This window comes from Pseudomonas sp. Z18(2022), assembly GCF_036346535.1.
Lineage (GTDB): Bacteria > Pseudomonadota > Gammaproteobacteria > Pseudomonadales > Pseudomonadaceae > Aquipseudomonas > Aquipseudomonas yamanorum_A.
In genome coordinates this window covers 40,190-56,729 of record NZ_JAOTOA010000028.1, presented here as the reverse complement: position 1 = coordinate 56,729, position 16,540 = coordinate 40,190, and the positions used below count along the sequence as shown (strand labels likewise).

General features: G+C 62.6%; 14 protein-coding genes. 2 read left to right on the top strand and 12 right to left on the bottom strand.

What is annotated here, in order from left to right; all coding sequences use genetic code 11:
* Position 1: 1 nt before the first annotated feature.
* Complete coding sequence (paaZ, locus tag V3W39_RS30480; protein WP_177046543.1) at positions 2 to 2,056, top strand: phenylacetic acid degradation bifunctional protein PaaZ; 2,055 nt, start codon at positions 2 to 4, stop codon at positions 2,054 to 2,056.
* Between the two features lie 231 nt (positions 2,057 to 2,287).
* On the opposite strand, the gene V3W39_RS30475 is transcribed toward paaZ, so the two are convergent.
* From V3W39_RS30475 to V3W39_RS30455, 5 genes are all read right to left on the bottom strand, one after another.
* Positions 2,288 to 2,764: an AAA family ATPase gene (locus V3W39_RS30475; protein ID WP_330213955.1), complete on the bottom strand. Its 477-nt coding sequence runs from the start codon at positions 2,762 to 2,764 to the stop codon at positions 2,288 to 2,290.
* 14 nt (positions 2,765 to 2,778) lie between these two features.
* On the bottom strand, positions 2,779 to 3,612 hold the full coding sequence (gene tauD, locus V3W39_RS30470; RefSeq protein WP_177046552.1) for a taurine dioxygenase: 834 nt from the start codon (positions 3,610 to 3,612) through the stop codon (positions 2,779 to 2,781).
* A 2-nt stretch (positions 3,613 to 3,614) separates the two neighbouring features.
* Positions 3,615 to 4,601, bottom strand: coding sequence for a taurine ABC transporter substrate-binding protein (tauA, locus tag V3W39_RS30465; RefSeq protein ID WP_177133891.1), 987 nt, complete (start codon positions 4,599 to 4,601; stop codon positions 3,615 to 3,617).
* A 234-nt stretch (positions 4,602 to 4,835) separates the two neighbouring features.
* The gene (locus tag V3W39_RS30460) at positions 4,836 to 5,705 is read right to left on the bottom strand and encodes an isocitrate lyase/PEP mutase family protein (RefSeq protein ID WP_294734734.1); all 870 of its coding nucleotides are present in this window, start codon (positions 5,703 to 5,705) and stop codon (positions 4,836 to 4,838) included.
* Positions 5,706 to 5,837: 132 nt separating this feature from the next.
* Positions 5,838 to 6,620: an SDR family NAD(P)-dependent oxidoreductase gene (locus V3W39_RS30455; RefSeq protein WP_177046558.1), complete on the bottom strand. Its 783-nt coding sequence runs from the start codon at positions 6,618 to 6,620 to the stop codon at positions 5,838 to 5,840.
* Positions 6,621 to 6,758: 138 nt separating this feature from the next.
* Between V3W39_RS30455 and V3W39_RS30450 the strand changes: the two genes are divergently transcribed.
* On the top strand, positions 6,759 to 7,907 hold the full coding sequence (locus V3W39_RS30450) for an aldose epimerase family protein (protein WP_330213954.1): 1,149 nt from the start codon (positions 6,759 to 6,761) through the stop codon (positions 7,905 to 7,907).
* Between the two features lie 45 nt (positions 7,908 to 7,952).
* On the opposite strand, the gene araH is transcribed toward V3W39_RS30450, so the two are convergent.
* The 7 genes from araH to V3W39_RS30415 form a co-directional block, all read right to left on the bottom strand.
* The gene (gene araH, locus V3W39_RS30445) at positions 7,953 to 8,921 is read right to left on the bottom strand and encodes an L-arabinose ABC transporter permease AraH (protein WP_177046563.1); all 969 of its coding nucleotides are present in this window, start codon (positions 8,919 to 8,921) and stop codon (positions 7,953 to 7,955) included.
* A gap of 10 nt (positions 8,922 to 8,931) precedes the next feature.
* Positions 8,932 to 10,464, bottom strand: a complete 1,533-nt coding sequence (gene araG / locus V3W39_RS30440; RefSeq protein ID WP_330213953.1) for an L-arabinose ABC transporter ATP-binding protein AraG — start codon at positions 10,462 to 10,464, stop codon at positions 8,932 to 8,934.
* Between the two features lie 64 nt (positions 10,465 to 10,528).
* On the bottom strand, positions 10,529 to 11,533 hold the full coding sequence (locus V3W39_RS30435) for a substrate-binding domain-containing protein (RefSeq protein ID WP_177046567.1): 1,005 nt from the start codon (positions 11,531 to 11,533) through the stop codon (positions 10,529 to 10,531).
* A gap of 56 nt (positions 11,534 to 11,589) precedes the next feature.
* A complete protein-coding gene (locus V3W39_RS30430) occupies positions 11,590 to 12,465 on the bottom strand; it encodes an SMP-30/gluconolactonase/LRE family protein (RefSeq protein WP_330213952.1) in 876 nt (291 codons plus the stop codon).
* Positions 12,466 to 12,515: 50 nt separating this feature from the next.
* The gene (locus tag V3W39_RS30425) at positions 12,516 to 14,096 is read right to left on the bottom strand and encodes an aldehyde dehydrogenase (NADP(+)) (RefSeq protein WP_330213951.1); all 1,581 of its coding nucleotides are present in this window, start codon (positions 14,094 to 14,096) and stop codon (positions 12,516 to 12,518) included.
* A gap of 10 nt (positions 14,097 to 14,106) precedes the next feature.
* Complete coding sequence (gene araD1, locus V3W39_RS30420; protein WP_177079412.1) at positions 14,107 to 15,099, bottom strand: AraD1 family protein; 993 nt, start codon at positions 15,097 to 15,099, stop codon at positions 14,107 to 14,109.
* Between the two features lie 21 nt (positions 15,100 to 15,120).
* On the bottom strand, positions 15,121 to 16,443 hold the full coding sequence (locus V3W39_RS30415; protein ID WP_177079413.1) for an MFS transporter: 1,323 nt from the start codon (positions 16,441 to 16,443) through the stop codon (positions 15,121 to 15,123).
* Positions 16,444 to 16,540: the final 97 nt, after the last annotated feature.

The window sequence follows — 16,540 nt, the reverse complement described above, 5'->3', positions numbered from 1 at the left end:
GATGCCTCACGCCCCTACCCTGCAAAGTTTTATCGCTGGCCGCTGGATCGGCCAACACGGCGCCCAGGTGCTGCGCAGCGCCATCGACGGCCACGAACTGGCACGCACCCATGAAGAGCGCCCGGACTTCGCCGAAGCCATCGAGCATGGCCGTCGCCAGGGCGTCAGCGGGCTGATGGCCCTGGACTTCCAGCAACGGGCCCAGCGCCTCAAGGCCATCGCCCTGTACCTGAGCGAGCGCAAGGAACAGCTCTACGCCCTCTCCCACCACAGCGGCGCGACCCGTGCCGACAGCTGGATCGACATCGAAGGCGGCAACAGCACCCTGTTCACCTACGCCAGCCTCGGTTCGCGGGAATTGCCATCGGGCAATATCGTCCACGAAGGCCCGGCAATGCAGTTGAGCAAGCTGGGGAGTTTCGCCGGTACGCACATTCTGGTGCCCCGTGGCGGCCTGGTGGTGCACATCAACGCGTTCAACTTCCCGATCTGGGGCATGCTGGAAAAATTCGCCCCGAGTTTCCTGGCGGGCATGCCGTGCATCGTCAAGCCGGCCAGCGCCACCAGCTACCTGACCGAAGCCGTGGTGCGCCTGATGGACGAATCCGGGCTGCTGCCAGCGGGCAGCCTGCAACTGGTGATCGGCAGCACCGGCGACCTGCTCGACCGCCTGCAAGGCCAGGACGTGGTGACCTTCACCGGCTCCGCCGACACCGCCGCCAAGCTGCGGGTCAACCCTAACCTGATCCGCAACTCGGTGCCGTTCAACGCCGAGGCCGACTCGCTGAACTGCGCGATCCTCGCCCCGGACGTGAGCCCGGACGACGAAGAGTTCGAGCTGTTCATCAAGGAAGTCGCCCGGGAAATGACCACCAAGGCCGGGCAGAAATGCACCGCCATTCGCCGCGCCATCGTGCCGGCCAAACACATCGACGCCGTCGCCACCCGCCTGCGGGACCGCCTGAAAAAAGTCGTGGTGGGCGACCCGTCGGTGGAGGGCGTGCGCATGGGCGCGCTGGCCTCCCACGACCAGCAAAAAGACGTGGCCGAGCGCCTGGAAAGCCTGTTGCAGAGCAGCGACATGTTGTTCGGCGCCCGCGACGGCTTTGAACCCCGCGGCGAAAACGTCAACCAGGGCGCCTTCTTCGCCCCGACCCTGCTGCAAGCCCGCGACCCGCACGCTGAGGGTGGCGCCCACGACATCGAGGCCTTCGGCCCGGTCAGCACCTTGATGGCCTACGACGACCTGGACGAAGCCCTCGCCCTCGCCGCACGGGGCAAAGGCAGCCTCGTCGCCAGCCTGATCACCAAAGACCCGCAGATCGCCGCCAAAGCCATTCCAGTCGCGGCTGCGTGGCACGGCCGCCTGCTGGTGCTCGACCGCGAATCCGCCGCCGAATCCACCGGCCACGGCTCGCCGCTGCCACAGCTCAAACACGGCGGCCCGGGCCGCGCCGGTGGTGGCGAAGAACTCGGCGGCTTGCGCGCGGTGAAACACTACCTGCAACGCGCGGCAGTCCAGGGCTCGCCCACCATGCTGGCGGCCGTCACCGGCGAATACGTGCGCGGCGCCAAGGTCATCGAGACCGAAGTGCACCCGTTCCGCCGGTTCTTCCAGGACCTGCAGATTGGCGAATCACTGCTGACCCACCGCCGCACCGTCACCGAGGCTGACCTGGTGAACTTCGGCTGCCTGTCGGGCGACCACTTCTACATGCACTTCGACGACATCGCCGCCAAGGAATCGCAATTCGGCAAGCGCATCGCCCATGGTTATTTTGTGCTGTCGGCGGCGGCCGGGCTGTTCGTGTCCCCGGCACCGGGGCCGGTGTTGGCGAACTACGGGTTGGACACCCTGCGGTTTATCAACCCGGTGGGCATTGGCGACACCATCCAGGCGCGGCTGACCTGCAAGCGCAAGATCGACCAGGGCAAGAAGAGCCCGCAGGGCATTCCGCAAGGCGTGGTGGCGTGGGATGTGGAGGTGACCAACCAGCTGGGTGAGTTGGTGGCCAGTTATGACATCTTGACGTTGGTGGTGAAACGCGAGGACTGATCGCTCAGAACAATGTGGGGCTCGACAGCTCCCACATTTGATCTCGGTTGATCAGGAGAGTGTGTTTGCATCCCGCCTGATTGATTTTTTGCGCCGTACAACACACCTTAGGGATCGTTTTTGCAAAAGATGACGCCCACAGTGTCCGACTTCCCCATCATCAACACCGACCGCCTGCGGCTCAGGGAACTGACACCGCAGGACGCTGCTGCGGGAAGAGTGCAAATACCTTTAGCCGCTGACAATCGTCTGTGCCCACACAAACCCTTCGGCTTCATCAGGCGGTTCAAGCATGTTGAACACGCTTTTCAACGCCGCCTCCGGCACTCTCTTGTCAGCGCTGCGTTGTGCGTTTCGCGCTAACGCCAGCTCCAAGGGTGCACTCACCAGGATGCCCGTTACCGGGATTGCATATTCCCTGACAATGGAAAGCAGCTCCTCCCGATGACGCCGCGCCGGCAGGGCCGCATCGAAGACGATCGCCCCACGACCCAACCGCTCAAGGTTTTCCGACACCCAGCGCGACTTGCCAGCCCCTTGCACGCCCATGACCACGTAAACATGAGCACCCGCTGCGGCTTCCGACAGTACGTGCCTCAACCGTGCATACGCGAGCTGCCATGCCTGTCGATTTCGCTCAGGCGTGAATTCCCTGCCGAACTCGGTTTCCAGATAGTCGTCCGGGTTGATCACCAAGGGCAGGTCCATCGACTGATCCTCCATCAAAAAGGCACGTCACCCAAAATCGTCGCGCGGTGCATCACCCGCCTTTGCGGCCGGTAATCATCAATCGCGTAATGCTGGGTAATGCGGTTATCCCAGAACGCTACATCATTCGCCTTCCACCGCCAACGCACGGTAAATTCCGGGCGGCTCACGTGGCTGAACAACAGCCGCAGCAGCGCCTCACCTTCTGCCGCCTCAAGCTCGTTGATTCGCGTGGTGAAGCCTTCATTCACAAACAATGCCTTGCGACCCGTAGCGGGATGGGTCCTGACCACCGGGTGTGACAGCGGCGGGTGATCCTTCCTGGCTTTTTCGTAGCGTTCCAATGCTTCGGGCGTGCTGCCAAACCGTTCGGTGGGAAAGGACTTGGTCAACTCGTGGGTAGCGGTCAGGCCATCAAGCAGGTGCCTGATGGGGGCCGATAACGCTTCGAACGCCGCCACGCCATTGGCCCACAACGTATCCCCGCCAAAGGCCGGCACTTGCCTGGCCGCCAATACGGAGCCCATCGCCGGCGCGGCGAGGAAGGTCACGTCGGTGTGCCAGATGGCGTTGTCGCGCACATCGGTCACGGCGGTGTCGATCAGCAGCAGTTCCGGGTGCTGGTCAACGTGCGGATAAATCGGATGCCGGTGCAAATCACCAAACCGCGCGGCAAACGCTACGTGCTGCGCGGGGGTAATGGCCTGGTTACGGAAGAACAACACCTGATGCTGCAGCAGTGCTTGCTCTACCCAGTCGTGCTGTTGATCAGTCAGAGGCAGGGACATATCCAGCCCCTCGACCTCGGCGCCGATGGCAGGGCCAAGGGGATGAAGCGTCAGGCCCATGATTACTCTCCGATGAACTTGTCGCTGACAAAGGCTGAATAGTCCGGCAGGACCTTTTCGATTTTCCCCTGTTCCTTCAGAAACTCGGCGGTCTTGGCGATTTCCTTGGCGGTGCCGCCAGCGAGGTATTGCGCGCTTTTCTGTTCGGCGGCTGTCGGGAACGAAGAGCCTTCCAGCAACTCGGGAATATCCGCAGCGTTAGCCCCGGTAAGCCGGGCGATGCTCTTCACAGGGGCGGAGTCGGCAGTCCAGTCTTTTTTATGCGCCGCATAATCGGCAATGGCTGCCAGGCTGACCTTGGCAAAGTCGGCCACGACCTTGGGGTTCTTTTCGGCGAAATCCTTGCGGGCGACCCACACTTCAAAGGTCGGCGCGCCCCAGTTTGAAACCTCGCCAGCGTCGGTCAGGATCTTGCCGGTCTTGCGGATTTCTCCCAGTGCAGGCGACCAGGTAAACGCCCCGTCGATATCGCCACGGGCCCACGCGGCGGTGATTTGCGCCGGTGTCAGGTTGACGATGTTGACCTTGCGCGGGTCCAGGTTCCAGTGCTTCAGCGCACCCAGCAGGCTGTAATGGGAGGTTGAGACAAACGGCACGGCGATGGTTTTGCCGATCAGGTCGTCAGGAGTCTTGATCCCGCTGCCGTCGCGCACCACCAGTGCCTCGGAACTGCGGATCTGGGCGCTGACAATGAACGCCACCAACGGCATGTTGCGCGAAGCCGCTGCGGCCAGCGGGCTGGAACCCAGGTTGCCGATTTGCACATCGCCGGACGCCATCGCCGCCAACACGGCCGGGCCCGCATCGAATGCGCGCCAATCGATTTTCTGGCCAATGCCCTTTTCATATTCGCCATCGGCAATCGCGCGCTTGATCGGGTCGATGCCGTTGATGTAGCCGAAGGTCAGGTCAGCGGATTGAGCACTTAGGGAAAGGACAGCGAGGCCCACGGCCGAGAAGAGATTCCGGGCCAGTTTCAGCGTTTTCATTTTTATAGATTCCTGAGCGGATAAGACTTGAGCAGCGCGGTTCCCGGCTCTTCAAGGGTCAACTCAGTTAGATGATATTGATCTATAAAAAATAAAATAAATAATTTTATGGAATTAGCTTAGAGCCTCTGTAGGAGCGAGCTTGCTCGCGAAAAACGTCAACGATAACGCTGGCATCCTGAATGCACGCGGTGTCCTCGAGTTTTTCGCGAGCAAGCTCGCTCCTACAGGGTTTTACTCTTGAACGTCCATGAACTCTTTGGCCCAGTTCACGTAGGTATCGGGGAAGGTGTAGGTATGGGTTAACTCGCTGGCCGTCAGGTTTGACGTGCTGCGGGTGAGGTTGCGCTGTTCGCGCAGGCTGTCGTAGGTGGCCTTGATCGAGGCGAAGTAGGCGCCGTGGCCGGCCACCACAATCCGCACGCCCAGTTTGGCCAGGCGTTCGTTGTCATTGAGGTTCGGGTTGGCGTAGGTCACCAGCATCAGCGGCACCGTCAGGCCTTCGGCGATCTCTTCAAGGTGGTCGAAGTCACGGATACCCACCATGCAGATGCCGTCTGCACCCGCCTCTTGATACGCTTTGGTGCGATGGATGACGTCGTCCACCGGCAGCACGGCGGCGTTGGTCCGGGCGATGATCGAAAGCTGCGGATCAACCCGTGCCTCCAGCGCCGCCTTGACCTTGCCCACGCCCTCTTCGGTGCTGATGAGGTCGGTGGATTTACGCCCGAACTGCGCAGGCAGCAAGGTATCTTCAATCGTCAGCGCCGAAACGCCCGCACGCTCCAGCTCCTGCACGGTGCGCATCACGTTCAGCGCATTGCCGTAGCCGTGATCGGCGTCGGCGATTACCGGCAGTTGTGCAACCCGGCCGATCCGGGTGGCCTGCTCGACGAATTCACTCAGGGTAATCAGCGCGAAGTCCGGTGCAGCCAGGACCTGCAGCGACGCCACCGAACCGCCCAGGATACCGACTTCAAAGCCCAGGTCTGCAGCGATCCTGGCCGACATCGGGTCAAACACCGAAGCGGTATGAAAGCAGTGTTGGGAGGCGAGCAACTCGCGAAACGAGCGCCGTAGATCGTGGTGGGAAATTTTCGACATGTTCACTCCTCACTGTCGCCGTGTACGCGGGAACGACCAGTGCCAATTCAAAAGTAACGCTAGCGTATCACGCCCAAAATAAATGGTTGATGACGTTTGAGAAACTTAGAGAACACGTTTGGCAGAGGCGTTTCAGACCCAACCCCCATCCACAATAAAATTCTGCGCCGAGCACATCGCCGACACGTCCGACGCCAGAAACAGCGCCATGTTGGCGATATGCTCCGGCTGCACACTGCCCGGCAGGCACTGGCTGCGGCTGATCAGTTCCCGCGCCGCGTCGTCCACCCACAGCGCCAGTTGTTTTTCGGTCATTACCCAACCCGGCACCAGCGTATTGACCCGGATCCGGCTGGGCCCCAGCTCTCGTGCCAGGGCGCGGGTCATGCCGTGGGCCGCAGCTTTGCTGGCGGCGTACACCGGGTAGCCGCTGGAGGCCATCATCCAGCCGACGGATCCCAGGTTGATGATCGAGCCGTGCCCCGCCGCCTTCATCATCGGCACCACGGCCCGGGCGGCAAAAAAGGCGTGCTTCAGGTTGACTGAAATCAGTTGGTCGAACAGCTCTGAGTCGATTTGATCCAGGGTGTGTCGAACGTCATTGGCCGCATTGTTCACCAGCACGTCGATCGGCCCCAGGGTTTGCGCAAGGCGCCCGATCGCGGCCTTGTAGGCGATCTCGTCGGTGATGTCGCAATGGGCGAACTCAACGCTATGCCCCTCGGCCGACAGTACCGCCGCCAACCGGTCACCCTGCCCTTGCGCCCGGTCCACGAAAGCGACCCTGGCACCCTGGCGTGCAAAGGCTCGCACCATGGATTCGCCAATCCCGGAAGCCCCTCCGGAAATCAACACCGTCTTATCCCGCAGGTCCGGGTACGTGGCTTGGGCGACAGGCTGTTTTTCAGTGTGCATGTGACGGTCACTCCGCTCTATTTAGTCTTATTTTATATTGCAAATTTTGCGATTTTGTCTATATATCAGCACTGCACTTGATCGAAATACGATAAATAGTCGAACTATTTAATTAACAACAATAAAGGTAGCTCAGTCATGCGGCAATCCCGATTCCTGCTTACCAGCCTTGGCCTCTCCCTGGCGATGGCCAGCCTTGGCGCTCATGCCGCTGGCTTGTCCAGCGAACACAAACCCTTCGGCAAGACCAATGACGGCACCGCCGTCGAGCAGTACGTGTTGCGTAACAGCCATGGCATGCAAGCCACGGTCATCACCTACGGCGCTGTACTGCAGTCGCTCAAGGTACCGGACAAACACGGCCAGTTCGCCGATGTGGTACTGGGCTTCGATAACGTCCAGGGCTATCAGGCCGGCACTGCGTTCTTTGGCGCGACCATCGGCCGTTTTGGCAATCGCCTGGCCAAAGGCGCGTTCGAACTGGACGGCAAACGCTTCCAGGTGCCCCTCAACGACGGGCCAAACTCGTTGCACGGTGGCCCGCAGGGCTTCGACAAGCACGTTTGGAAAGCCCAGCCGGTCAAGCAGAATGACTCGGTGGGCGTGACCTTGAGCTACTTGTCGAAGGACGGCGAGATGGGTTTTCCCGGCAACCTGAAAGTCGATGTCACCTACAGCCTCAACGACAACAACGAGTTGCACATCGACTACAAGGCCAGCACCGATAAACCCACGGTGCTGAACCTCACCAACCACAGTTACTTCAACCTCGCCGGCGCCGGTAACGGTGACGTGCTCAAGCAACTGGCCACCCTGCATGCCAGCCATTACACCCCGGTCAACAGCACCTTGATTCCCACCGGCGAACTGGCCCCGGTGGCCGGCACGCCGATGGACTTTCTCAAACCTACCGCCATCGGCCAGCACATCAAGGACGATCATCCCCAGCTGAAATACGCCGAGCCGAAACAAGGTGGTTTTGACTTCAACTGGGTGCTGGATACCCAGGGTGACCTCGGCAAACTGGCCGCCGAGGTGCACGACCCGCAGTCCGGGCGCCGCTTGCAGCTATATACCAGCGAGCCCGGCGTGCAGTTCTATACCAGCAACTTCCTCGACGGCTCGATCAAGGGCAAGGGTGGCAAACCCTACGCCCACTGGAGCGCGTTTACCCTGGAAACCCAACACTTTCCCGACGCTCCCAACCAGCCGAACTTCCCGTCCACCCGCCTCGACCCTGGCCAGACCTACACCCAGAACACCGTGCTGAAATTCTCTGCCAACTAAACGGGTGAGAGCTGTCGAGCTGAAGCTCGACAGCTCTCACCAGGTTCAACGTTGCTTCATGCGATCAATCACCACCGCCAGCAGCAGGATCGAACCCCGGATCACATACTGGTAGAAGGTATCGATGTTCTTCAGGTTCATCGCATTCTCGATGATCGCCAGGATCAGCACCCCGGCAATCACGTGGCGAATCATGCCTATCCCGCCGCTCAACGAGACCCCGCCCAGCACACAGGCCGAAATCACCGTGAGTTCGAAACCCTGGCCAATCATCGGCTGGCCGGAGGTCATGCGCGAAGCCAGGATCACGCCGGCCAGGGCGCCAATCACCCCGTGCACGGCGAAGATGATGATCTTGGTGCGATCCACGTTCACCCCCGCCAGCAACGCCGCCTCCGGGTTGCCGCCGATGGCCATGGTGTTGCGCCCGTAAGTGGTGTAGTTGAGCAGCCAGCCGAAGAACAGGAAGCATACGATGGTGATCAGGATCGGCACCGGCACCCCCAACAATTGGCCATTGCCGAAGACAAAGAACGAATCCTGGGACACGCCCACCGCCTTGCCGTTGGCAAAGATATAGGCCAGGCCGCGCACGATCTGCATGGTCGCCAGCGTGGTGATCAGCGCATTCACCCGCAGCTTGGCGATCACGATGCCGTTGATCAATCCCACCACCAGGCCCATCAGCAGCGCCGCACCGATGCCCAGGAACACGCTGTCGGTGTCGCGCATCACGATCGCTGCCACCACCCCGGCGCAGGCAATCACCGAGCCTACGGACAGGTCGAAATGCCCGGACGCCAGGCAATACAGCATGGTGCACGCGGCAATCCCGGTGGTGGAGATCGCCAGCCCCAGGCCACGCATATTGAGGGGCGAGAGGAAGTTGTCGATCAGCAAGGTGCAGAGCACGAAGATCCCCACCGCTGCCAGCAGCATCGCCCAGTTGTCCAGCAGGCTGCGCAGGTCCAGGGGCTTGCGCGCCGTGGGCAGCGCCGTGTTTTGGCTTGTCATAGTCACCTCGTCAGTTCCCGGCGCGTTGGCGCGGCAGGGCCATTTGCAGCAGGTTGGATTCATTGGCGTGTTCGCGGCTCATCTCGCCGCGCATCGCGCCTTCACACAGCACCAGGATCCGGTCGGAAATCCCCATCACTTCCATCAAGTCGCTGGACACCACGATCACCGCAATCCCGCGGGCCGCCAGGTCATGGATGATCTGGTAGATCTCGGCCTTCGCGCCGATGTCGATGCCCCGGGTGGGCTCGTCCAGCAGCAGGACTTTCATCGGCATCGACAGCCAGCGCCCGAGAATGGCCTTCTGTTGATTGCCGCCGGACAGGTACATGATTTTCTGCGCGGCCGTGGGCGTCTTGACCTTCAGCGCCTGGATCTGCCGGGCGGCGTTGTCCTTCTCCCAACGGCCGCGCAATAACCAGCCAAACCGCGAATGGGCACTGCGCGCGCTGATATTGATGTTCTCGGCAACGCTGGACAGCGGCACGATGCCCTCCTTCTTGCGGTCCTCGGGGCACAGCAGGATGCCGGCGTCGATCGCGTCGCGGGGTGAGCGCAGGCGCAAGGCTTCACCGCATAAATCGAGGCTGCCGGCGGTGGTGCGCGCAAGGCCGCCCAGCAGCCGCAGCAACTCGGTACGCCCGGCGCCCACCAGCCCGAACAGGCCGAGGATCTCGCCCTGGTGGGCCTCGAAACTCACCGGTTCACGCAAGCCGTGGCCCAGCACGCCGTTGACCTTGAGCGCCACCGCGCCGCGCGCACGTGGGCGGTAGTCGTAGATGTCCTGGATGTCGCGACCGACCATGCAGGTCACCAGTTGATCGTGGGTCAGGCTGCTCATATCCTCGAAAGTGCGCACGTAGCGGCCGTCCTTGAACACGGTCACCGCGTTGCAGAGGCGGAACACCTCTTCCATGCGATGGGACACGTAAAGCACCACTTTGCCCTCGTCCCGCAGGCGACCGATGATTGCCATCAGGCGGTCGATTTCCCGCGCCGACAGGCTGCTGGTGGGTTCGTCGAAAGCAATCACATGGGCGCCACGGGACAACGCCTTGGCGATTTCCACCAACTGGCGCTGGCCCAGGGACAGCCGCCCGACTTTTTCCTCGGGGTCGATTTCATCCGCCAGGCCCTTGAGGCAAGCCAATGCCTGCTGGCGCAACGCGCTGCGGTTGATCAATCCAAAGCTGGCCGGCAAATGCCCGAGGAACAGGTTTTCGGCCACGCTCATTTCCGGCACCAGGTGCAACTCCTGGTGGATCACCGCGACGCCGCTGGCGATGCTGTCGGCCGCGCACTTGAAGGCCAGGGTGTGCGCGCCGATCTGCAGGCTGCCGCTGCTGGGCTGATAGGCGCCGCCGAGGATTTTCAGCAGCGTGGATTTGCCGGCGCCGTTCTCGCCCATCAAGGCGTGGACCTGCCCGGGGTGGGCGCTGAAGCTGATGCCGTCCAGTGCCTTGACTCCGGGAAACGTCTTGCCGATGCCGTTGAAGCACAGGCTGGCGCCGGCGCTCTCGGGTTGTTTCAGTTGCGCGTGCATAACCACCTCGTCACACAGGTCAGGCAGCCCCGCCACCAGGGCCGCCGGGGAACGTCAGCGGTCGTCAGTTCCACAGACCGATCTTTTCCAGCTCCTGCTTGAAGTTCTCGCGGGTGATCAGCGTGACCTCGTCCATCGCGGTGTACTTCGGTGGTTCCTTACCGGTGGTGATCCACTCGAACATCATGCTCGCGGTGTTGTAGCCCTCGATGTGCGGGCTGGGCAGCATGGAACCGAAGAAGCCGCTGTTGGCTTTCTTCAACTCGCCGATGGCGTCGGTGCCGTTGATGCCGATACCGATGACATTGGCCGCGGCAAAGCCGGCGCTTTCGGTGGCACGCACGCCGCCGAGCACGGTGTTGTCATTCATGCCGCCGATGATCAGGTTTTTCGCGCCGCCGGGCAGTTTCACCAATGCCGAGTTGGTGGCGTCCATGCTGCCAGGCACGTCGAGGGTCTTGAGGGCCGCATACAGGATGTGGTCGTCTGGAATGCCTGCCGCTTTCAGGGATTTGACCGAACCGTCGGTGCGCTTCTTGCCGGTGTCGAGTTCGTTGTAGGTGTTGATCACCGCGTAGGTGTCCTTCCAGTCCCAGCCGCGTTTTTTCGCCTCGGTGGCCATGGCGCTGCCCTGCTTCTCGCCCACTTCAAAGGCGGCCATGCCCAGGTAAGGCACGTCTTCCATGAAGTTGCCCTTGGCATCCACAAAGCGGTCATCCACGGCGATCACTTTCAAACCGTTAGCCTTGGCCTTGGCCATGATGGCCGGGCCCAGGGACACGTCCGGCGGGCAAATCACAAAGCCCTTGGCACCGTTTGCGGCCAGGCTGTCGATGGCCGAGAGGGTTTTCTCGCCGTCGGGCACGGCGATCTTGATCACTTCAAAGCCCTTGTCCTTGCCGGCCTTTTCGGCGAAGGCCCATTCGGTCTGGAACCACGGCTCTTCGGCCTGCTTGACCAGAAAGCCGATTTTCACCGGCTCAGCCGCCAGCAACAGGCCGCTGAGGCTGAACGCAGACGCCGCCACAGCGGCGCAGCACAGGGAACGGATACCACGACGACGATTCATAGGGTGACTCCTTGTTGTTGTTTTTGAGTGGGTTGAACAGCGGTGAAGCCTGTGGGTCATCCGGCGAACCGGTGGCAGATTTTCCCCGGTACATCGACCTCGATGGCCAGTACCGCACCATCCAGCGGGTGATTCAGCGGGCTGGCGGCGCTGGTGATGTACAAGGTCTTGAGGTCCGGGCCTGCGAACACGCAACTGGTGGGACGGCTGACCGGCAGCTCGAGCACCCGGTCGACCTCGCCATCCGGCATCAACCGCAGCAGGCAACTGCCGTCCCAGCGGGCGTTCCAGATATAGCCTTCGGTGTCCATGGCCGAACCGTCCGGGCCGCCGCGCGGGTGAGGCCCGAACCAGGATTCTGCGGGTGCCAGCTGCCCAGCGTCGGTGATCGCGTGTCGATACAGCGTGCCGTCCAGGCTGTCGCCGAAATGCACGTGGGTGCCTTCGTCATTCCACAGCAAGGTGTTGGGAATCCCCAGGCCGTGCAGCAACGGTGTGACGTGGCCGTCGGCATCCACCCGGAACAGCCCGCCGGAACGCCGCAGCACCGGCAGGTCTTCACCCTGGGCGCCGATGTTGTTCTGCATGGTGCCCAGCCATAGCCGGCCCCGGGCATCGCAGCGGGCTTCGTTGGCCCGGTTGCCCGGGTGCGGGTCGGCGACGCAGAGCAAGGTCAGGCGTGGGTCGGACTGCGGCGAATCGAGGTCGAGCCGGTACACGCCGCTGCTCAGGGTCACCAGCGCATCGCCACTTGCACACGGGATAAACGCCGAGACCGGTTCGGGCAGTTGCCAGGCGTGCAGTTGCCCGCCCTGCAGGCGCAACGCCTGCCGGCCGATGATATCCACCCAGTACAGCGCCTGGCCCGGCACGTCCCAGAACGGGCCTTCGCCCAGTCGAGCCCGGTGCGGTGTGACTGCGGTCCACGACATGAAACCTCCTGCGTTCTTGTTGTTTTCAGGTGGTAATGAACTTGCTCGCGTTACAGCGCTTCGCGAGACGGCTGCCCATCTACCAGACGCTGAATGCGCAAGGGGTTGGCATTCTTCAGGGCGTCGGGGAGCAGGCTATCAGGGTAATTTTGAAAGCACACAGGTCGCAGGAAACGGTCGATGGCCAAGGTGCCTACCGAGGTGCCACGAGCATCGGACGTCGCCGGATACGGCCCGCCGTGGACCATCGCATCACACACTTCGACCCCGGTAGGGTAGCCGTTGAGCAGGATGCGCCCGACCTTTTGCTCCAGCAGCGGCGTCAACTCGCTGAACTCAGTGAAATCCGCCGGCTCGCCAATGATCGTCGCCGTGAGCTGGCCGTGCAGGCCGTGCAACGCGGCAGTCAGTTGCGCCTGGTCGGCTACCGCCACAAAAACGGTGGTGGGGCCGAACACTTCTTCCTGCAGCACTTCATCACCGTTGATCAGCAGGCTGGCATCCGCCTTGAACAGCTGTGGCTGTGCCTGATTGCCGGCTTGCGCCTCGCCAGCCAAGTGTTCGATGCCAGGGTGGGCGCGAAGGGTTTGCAGACCTTTGCCATAGCTGCTCAACGTGCCGGCATTGAGCATGGTTTGCGCCGGTTGCCCGTCCATCAGTTGCACGACCTGATGGGTGAAGGCGCGAAATGCAGGCGAAGCAATGCCGATCACCAGGCCCGGGTTGGTGCAGAACTGGCCGCAGCCCTGGACCACCGAAGCCACCAAGTCCCGGGCGACGCTGCCTGCCCGGGTTTGCAGGGCCTGGGGCAGGACGATGACCGGGTTGATGCTGGACATCTCGGCAAACACCGGGATCGGTTGCGGGCGGGCGGCCGCCATGTCACACAGGGCCCGACCGCCCTTGAGCGAGCCGGTAAACCCCACCGCCTGGATCGCCGGGTGCTTGACCAGCGCCTCTCCCACACCGCCGCCGTAGATCATGTTGAACACGCCGTCGGGCATGCCGGTGCTGTGGGCCGCCCGCAGGATCGCGTCGGCCACCCGCTCGGCGGTGGCCATGTGGCCGCTGTGGGCCTTGAACACCACCGGGCAGCCGGCGGCCAGCGCGGCGGCGGTGTCGCCACCGGCCGTGGAAAACGCCAGGGGAAAGTTGCTCGCCCCAAACACCGCCACCGGGCCAAGACCGATGCGGTACTGGCGCAGATCCGGGCGTGGCAAGGGCTGGCGATCCGGCAGCGCCTGATCGATACGCGCACCGTAGAAATCACCGCGCCGCAGTACTTTGGCGAACAGGCGCATCTGGCCGCTGGTACGGCCGCGCTCGCCCTGGATGCGCCCGGCGGGCAGCGCCGTTTCGCGGCAGACCAAGGCGACGAAGTCATCGCCCAGGGCCTCCAGCTCATCGGCAATCGCTTCCAGGAACGCCGCGCGATGCTGCGCGCTCAGGGTGCGATAGGCCGGGTAAGCCGCCGCCGCAGCGTTGGCCGCAGCGTCGACTTCCTGCGCCGTCGCCTGGTAGAAATCAAAGGGCAAGGCCTCGCCGGTGGTGGCGTCGACGCTCTGGAGCGTAACGCTGCCGGCCGCGCTGCGCTGCCCGCCGATGTAGTTGTGGCCGATAATCCGGGTCATGCCTGTCTCCTTAAAGGGTGCCTACGCGACCGGGTGCCAGGGCGCCGTCGACCCGCGCAATGCCGTTGATCAAGGGCGCGCCGAACTCAGCCTGGCTGATTTCGAATACGTCCCCGGGCTGGGTCCGAATACCCTCGGCAAACGACAAGGTGGCGGTGCCGAAGAAATGGATATGCACGTCCCCCGGGCGCAGGAACTGGCTGTATTTGAAATGGTGGTATTCCAGGTTTTCCAGGCTGTGGCACATGTTGGCTTCGCCACTGAGGAATTCGTTCTGCCACAGCACTTCGCCGTCGCGCAGGATACGGCTGGTGCCCGCCAGGTGCCGGGGCAGCTCACCCAGGCGCAACTCGGGACCATAGCTGCAACTGCGCAGTTTGGAGTGGGCCAGGTACAGGTAATTCTTGCGCTCCATCACGTGGTCGGAAAACTCATTGCCCACCGCGTAGCCCAGGCGATACGGCCTGCCGTCGTGGCCAATCACATACAGCCCGGCGATTTCCGGCTCTTCGCCGGCGTCCTCGGCAAACGCCGGCACCGGGAACGGCTGCCCCGGGCGCACCACCACGCTGCCGTCGCCCTTGTAGAACCACTCCGGTTGCACACCGGCCTGGCCCGAGGCCGGTTTGCCGCCCTCCACACCCCATTTGAAGATGCGCATGGAGTCGGTCATCGCGCTCTCGTCACCGGCCTGCTGGTGCATCTTGTCCCGGGCCGACGCGCTGCCCAGGTGAGTCAGGCCGGTACCGCTGACCAGCATATGCGCCGGGTCCGGATGATCCAGCGGCGGCAGGATGCGCTGCCCGGCCAGCAACTCGGCATAGTCGTGGCTGGCCCCGAGGCCGAGGCGCTCCACCTGCTGTTGCAAGGTGACACCGGCCTCGATGGCGGCGAGCGCCAGGTCGCGTACCGAGCGTGCGGATTGCACCTCGCGCACCTGCCCGCCCTCGACCACGCCCACCCGGCGTTCGCCATTGCTCAATTCAAACTGCACTAAACCCATGAGTGTTCTCCTGATTGCCAATTAAGTACGCGTGGCGCCACGGGCGCTGGCGGCGAACTGGTCGGGCGGCAGCACGTGCTTGCGCTCCAGCAACCGATACACCACTGCGGTCAACACCACACCGAACAGCATCACGCACGCCAGGAAGTACAAGCCCGACGCGAGGTTGCCGGTGTATTCCTTGAGCGCGCCGATCACGAACGGGCCGATGTAGCCGCCCAGGTTGCCCACCGAGTTGATCAAGGCGATGCCCGCCGCCGCACTGGCGCCGGCAAAGAACCGCCCGGGCAAGGTCCAGAACACCGCCGTGCAAGAGAACAGCGCGAACGCCACCAGGCACAGCGCTGCCAGTTGCCACACCGGTACGGTCAGCCAGGCGCTGAAGAACAGGCCGATGGCGCCCAATACATAAAGCACCGCCAGGTGCCCGTAGCGATCATTCAGGCGGTCGGAACTGCGCGGGACGATCAGCAAACCGATGATCCCGAAGATATACGGCACCGCCGATACGAAGCCGGTGGTCAGGTCGCTGCCGCCGAACTGTTTGATCAAGGTCGGCAGCCACAGGCCCAGGCCATAAATGCTCAAGGTCACCGGCAGGTAGAACAGCGCCAGCAGCAAAACGCGTTTGTCCTTCAGCGCATGCAGCGGGTTGCCGTGCCGGGTCTGGCCGTAGGCTTGCAGGTCTTTGGCCAACTCGCCGGTGAGCCAGTCCTTCTCGGCCTGGTCCATCCATTTGACCTGTTGCGGCCCGTCCGGCAGGTAGCGCAGCACCGGCCAGGTCAGCAGGATCGCCGGGGTGCCGATGACGATGAACAACCACTGCCAGCCATGCAGGCCGAGGACTCCGTCCATGCCGAGCAAGCCACCCGCCACGGGCCCGGTGATCATCATGGCGATGGGTTGGGAGAGGATGAACAGCCCGAGGATCTTGCCGCGGTGACGCACCGGGAACCATTGGGTGATGTAGTACAGGACGCCCGGGAAGAACCCGGCTTCCGCCGCGCCCAGCAGAAAGCGCATCACGTAGAAACTGTGGGGGCCCTGCACGAACGCCATGCCGATGGTGATGGCGCCCCAGGTGACCATGATCCGCGCAAACCAGCGCCGGGCACCGAAACGGTCAAGCATCAGGTTGCTGGGGATTTCAAACAGGAAGTAGCCAATGAAGAACAGCCCTGCCCCCAGGCCATACGCTGCATCACCGATGCCGACATCCGCGCCCATGTGCAGCTTGGCGAAGCCCACGGCCGAGCGGTCCACGTAGGCAATCAGGTACAGCAGGATCAGGAAGGGAATCAGTTTGAGCGTGATGCGACGTATCAGCCGCTGTTCCTGGCTCATGTGAGCGGTCTCCGATTGTTATTTTTATAGAGCGTTGCGGGTCGCCTCTCGCGGAAAACCGCCAGGGCCAGGCCTCGTTGAATCGGACTATATAGTA

Bases quoted from the DNA above. Each gene is read 5' to 3' on its own strand.
- V3W39_RS30460 (WP_294734734.1), bottom strand. From the start codon at position 5,705: ATGTCGAAAATTTCCCACCACGATCTACGGCGCTCGTTTCGCGAGTTG.
- V3W39_RS30435 (WP_177046567.1), bottom strand. From the start codon at position 11,533: ATGAATCGTCGTCGTGGTATCCGTTCCCTGTGCTGCGCCGCTGTGGCG.
- araG (WP_330213953.1), bottom strand. From the start codon at position 10,464: ATGCACGCGCAACTGAAACAACCCGAGAGCGCCGGCGCCAGCCTGTGC.
- araD1 (WP_177079412.1), bottom strand. From the start codon at position 15,099: ATGGGTTTAGTGCAGTTTGAATTGAGCAATGGCGAACGCCGGGTGGGC.
- V3W39_RS30415 (WP_177079413.1), bottom strand. From the start codon at position 16,443: ATGAGCCAGGAACAGCGGCTGATACGTCGCATCACGCTCAAACTGATT.
- V3W39_RS30430 (WP_330213952.1), bottom strand. From the start codon at position 12,465: ATGTCGTGGACCGCAGTCACACCGCACCGGGCTCGACTGGGCGAAGGC.
- V3W39_RS30455 (WP_177046558.1), bottom strand. From the start codon at position 6,620: ATGCACACTGAAAAACAGCCTGTCGCCCAAGCCACGTACCCGGACCTG.
- V3W39_RS30475 (WP_330213955.1), bottom strand. From the start codon at position 2,764: ATGGACCTGCCCTTGGTGATCAACCCGGACGACTATCTGGAAACCGAG.
- paaZ (WP_177046543.1), top strand. From the start codon at position 2: ATGCCTCACGCCCCTACCCTGCAAAGTTTTATCGCTGGCCGCTGGATC.
- tauD (WP_177046552.1), bottom strand. From the start codon at position 3,612: ATGGGCCTGACGCTTCATCCCCTTGGCCCTGCCATCGGCGCCGAGGTC.
- V3W39_RS30450 (WP_330213954.1), top strand. From the start codon at position 6,759: ATGCGGCAATCCCGATTCCTGCTTACCAGCCTTGGCCTCTCCCTGGCG.
- V3W39_RS30425 (WP_330213951.1), bottom strand. From the start codon at position 14,096: ATGACCCGGATTATCGGCCACAACTACATCGGCGGGCAGCGCAGCGCG.
- araH (WP_177046563.1), bottom strand. From the start codon at position 8,921: ATGACAAGCCAAAACACGGCGCTGCCCACGGCGCGCAAGCCCCTGGAC.
- tauA (WP_177133891.1), bottom strand. From the start codon at position 4,601: ATGAAAACGCTGAAACTGGCCCGGAATCTCTTCTCGGCCGTGGGCCTC.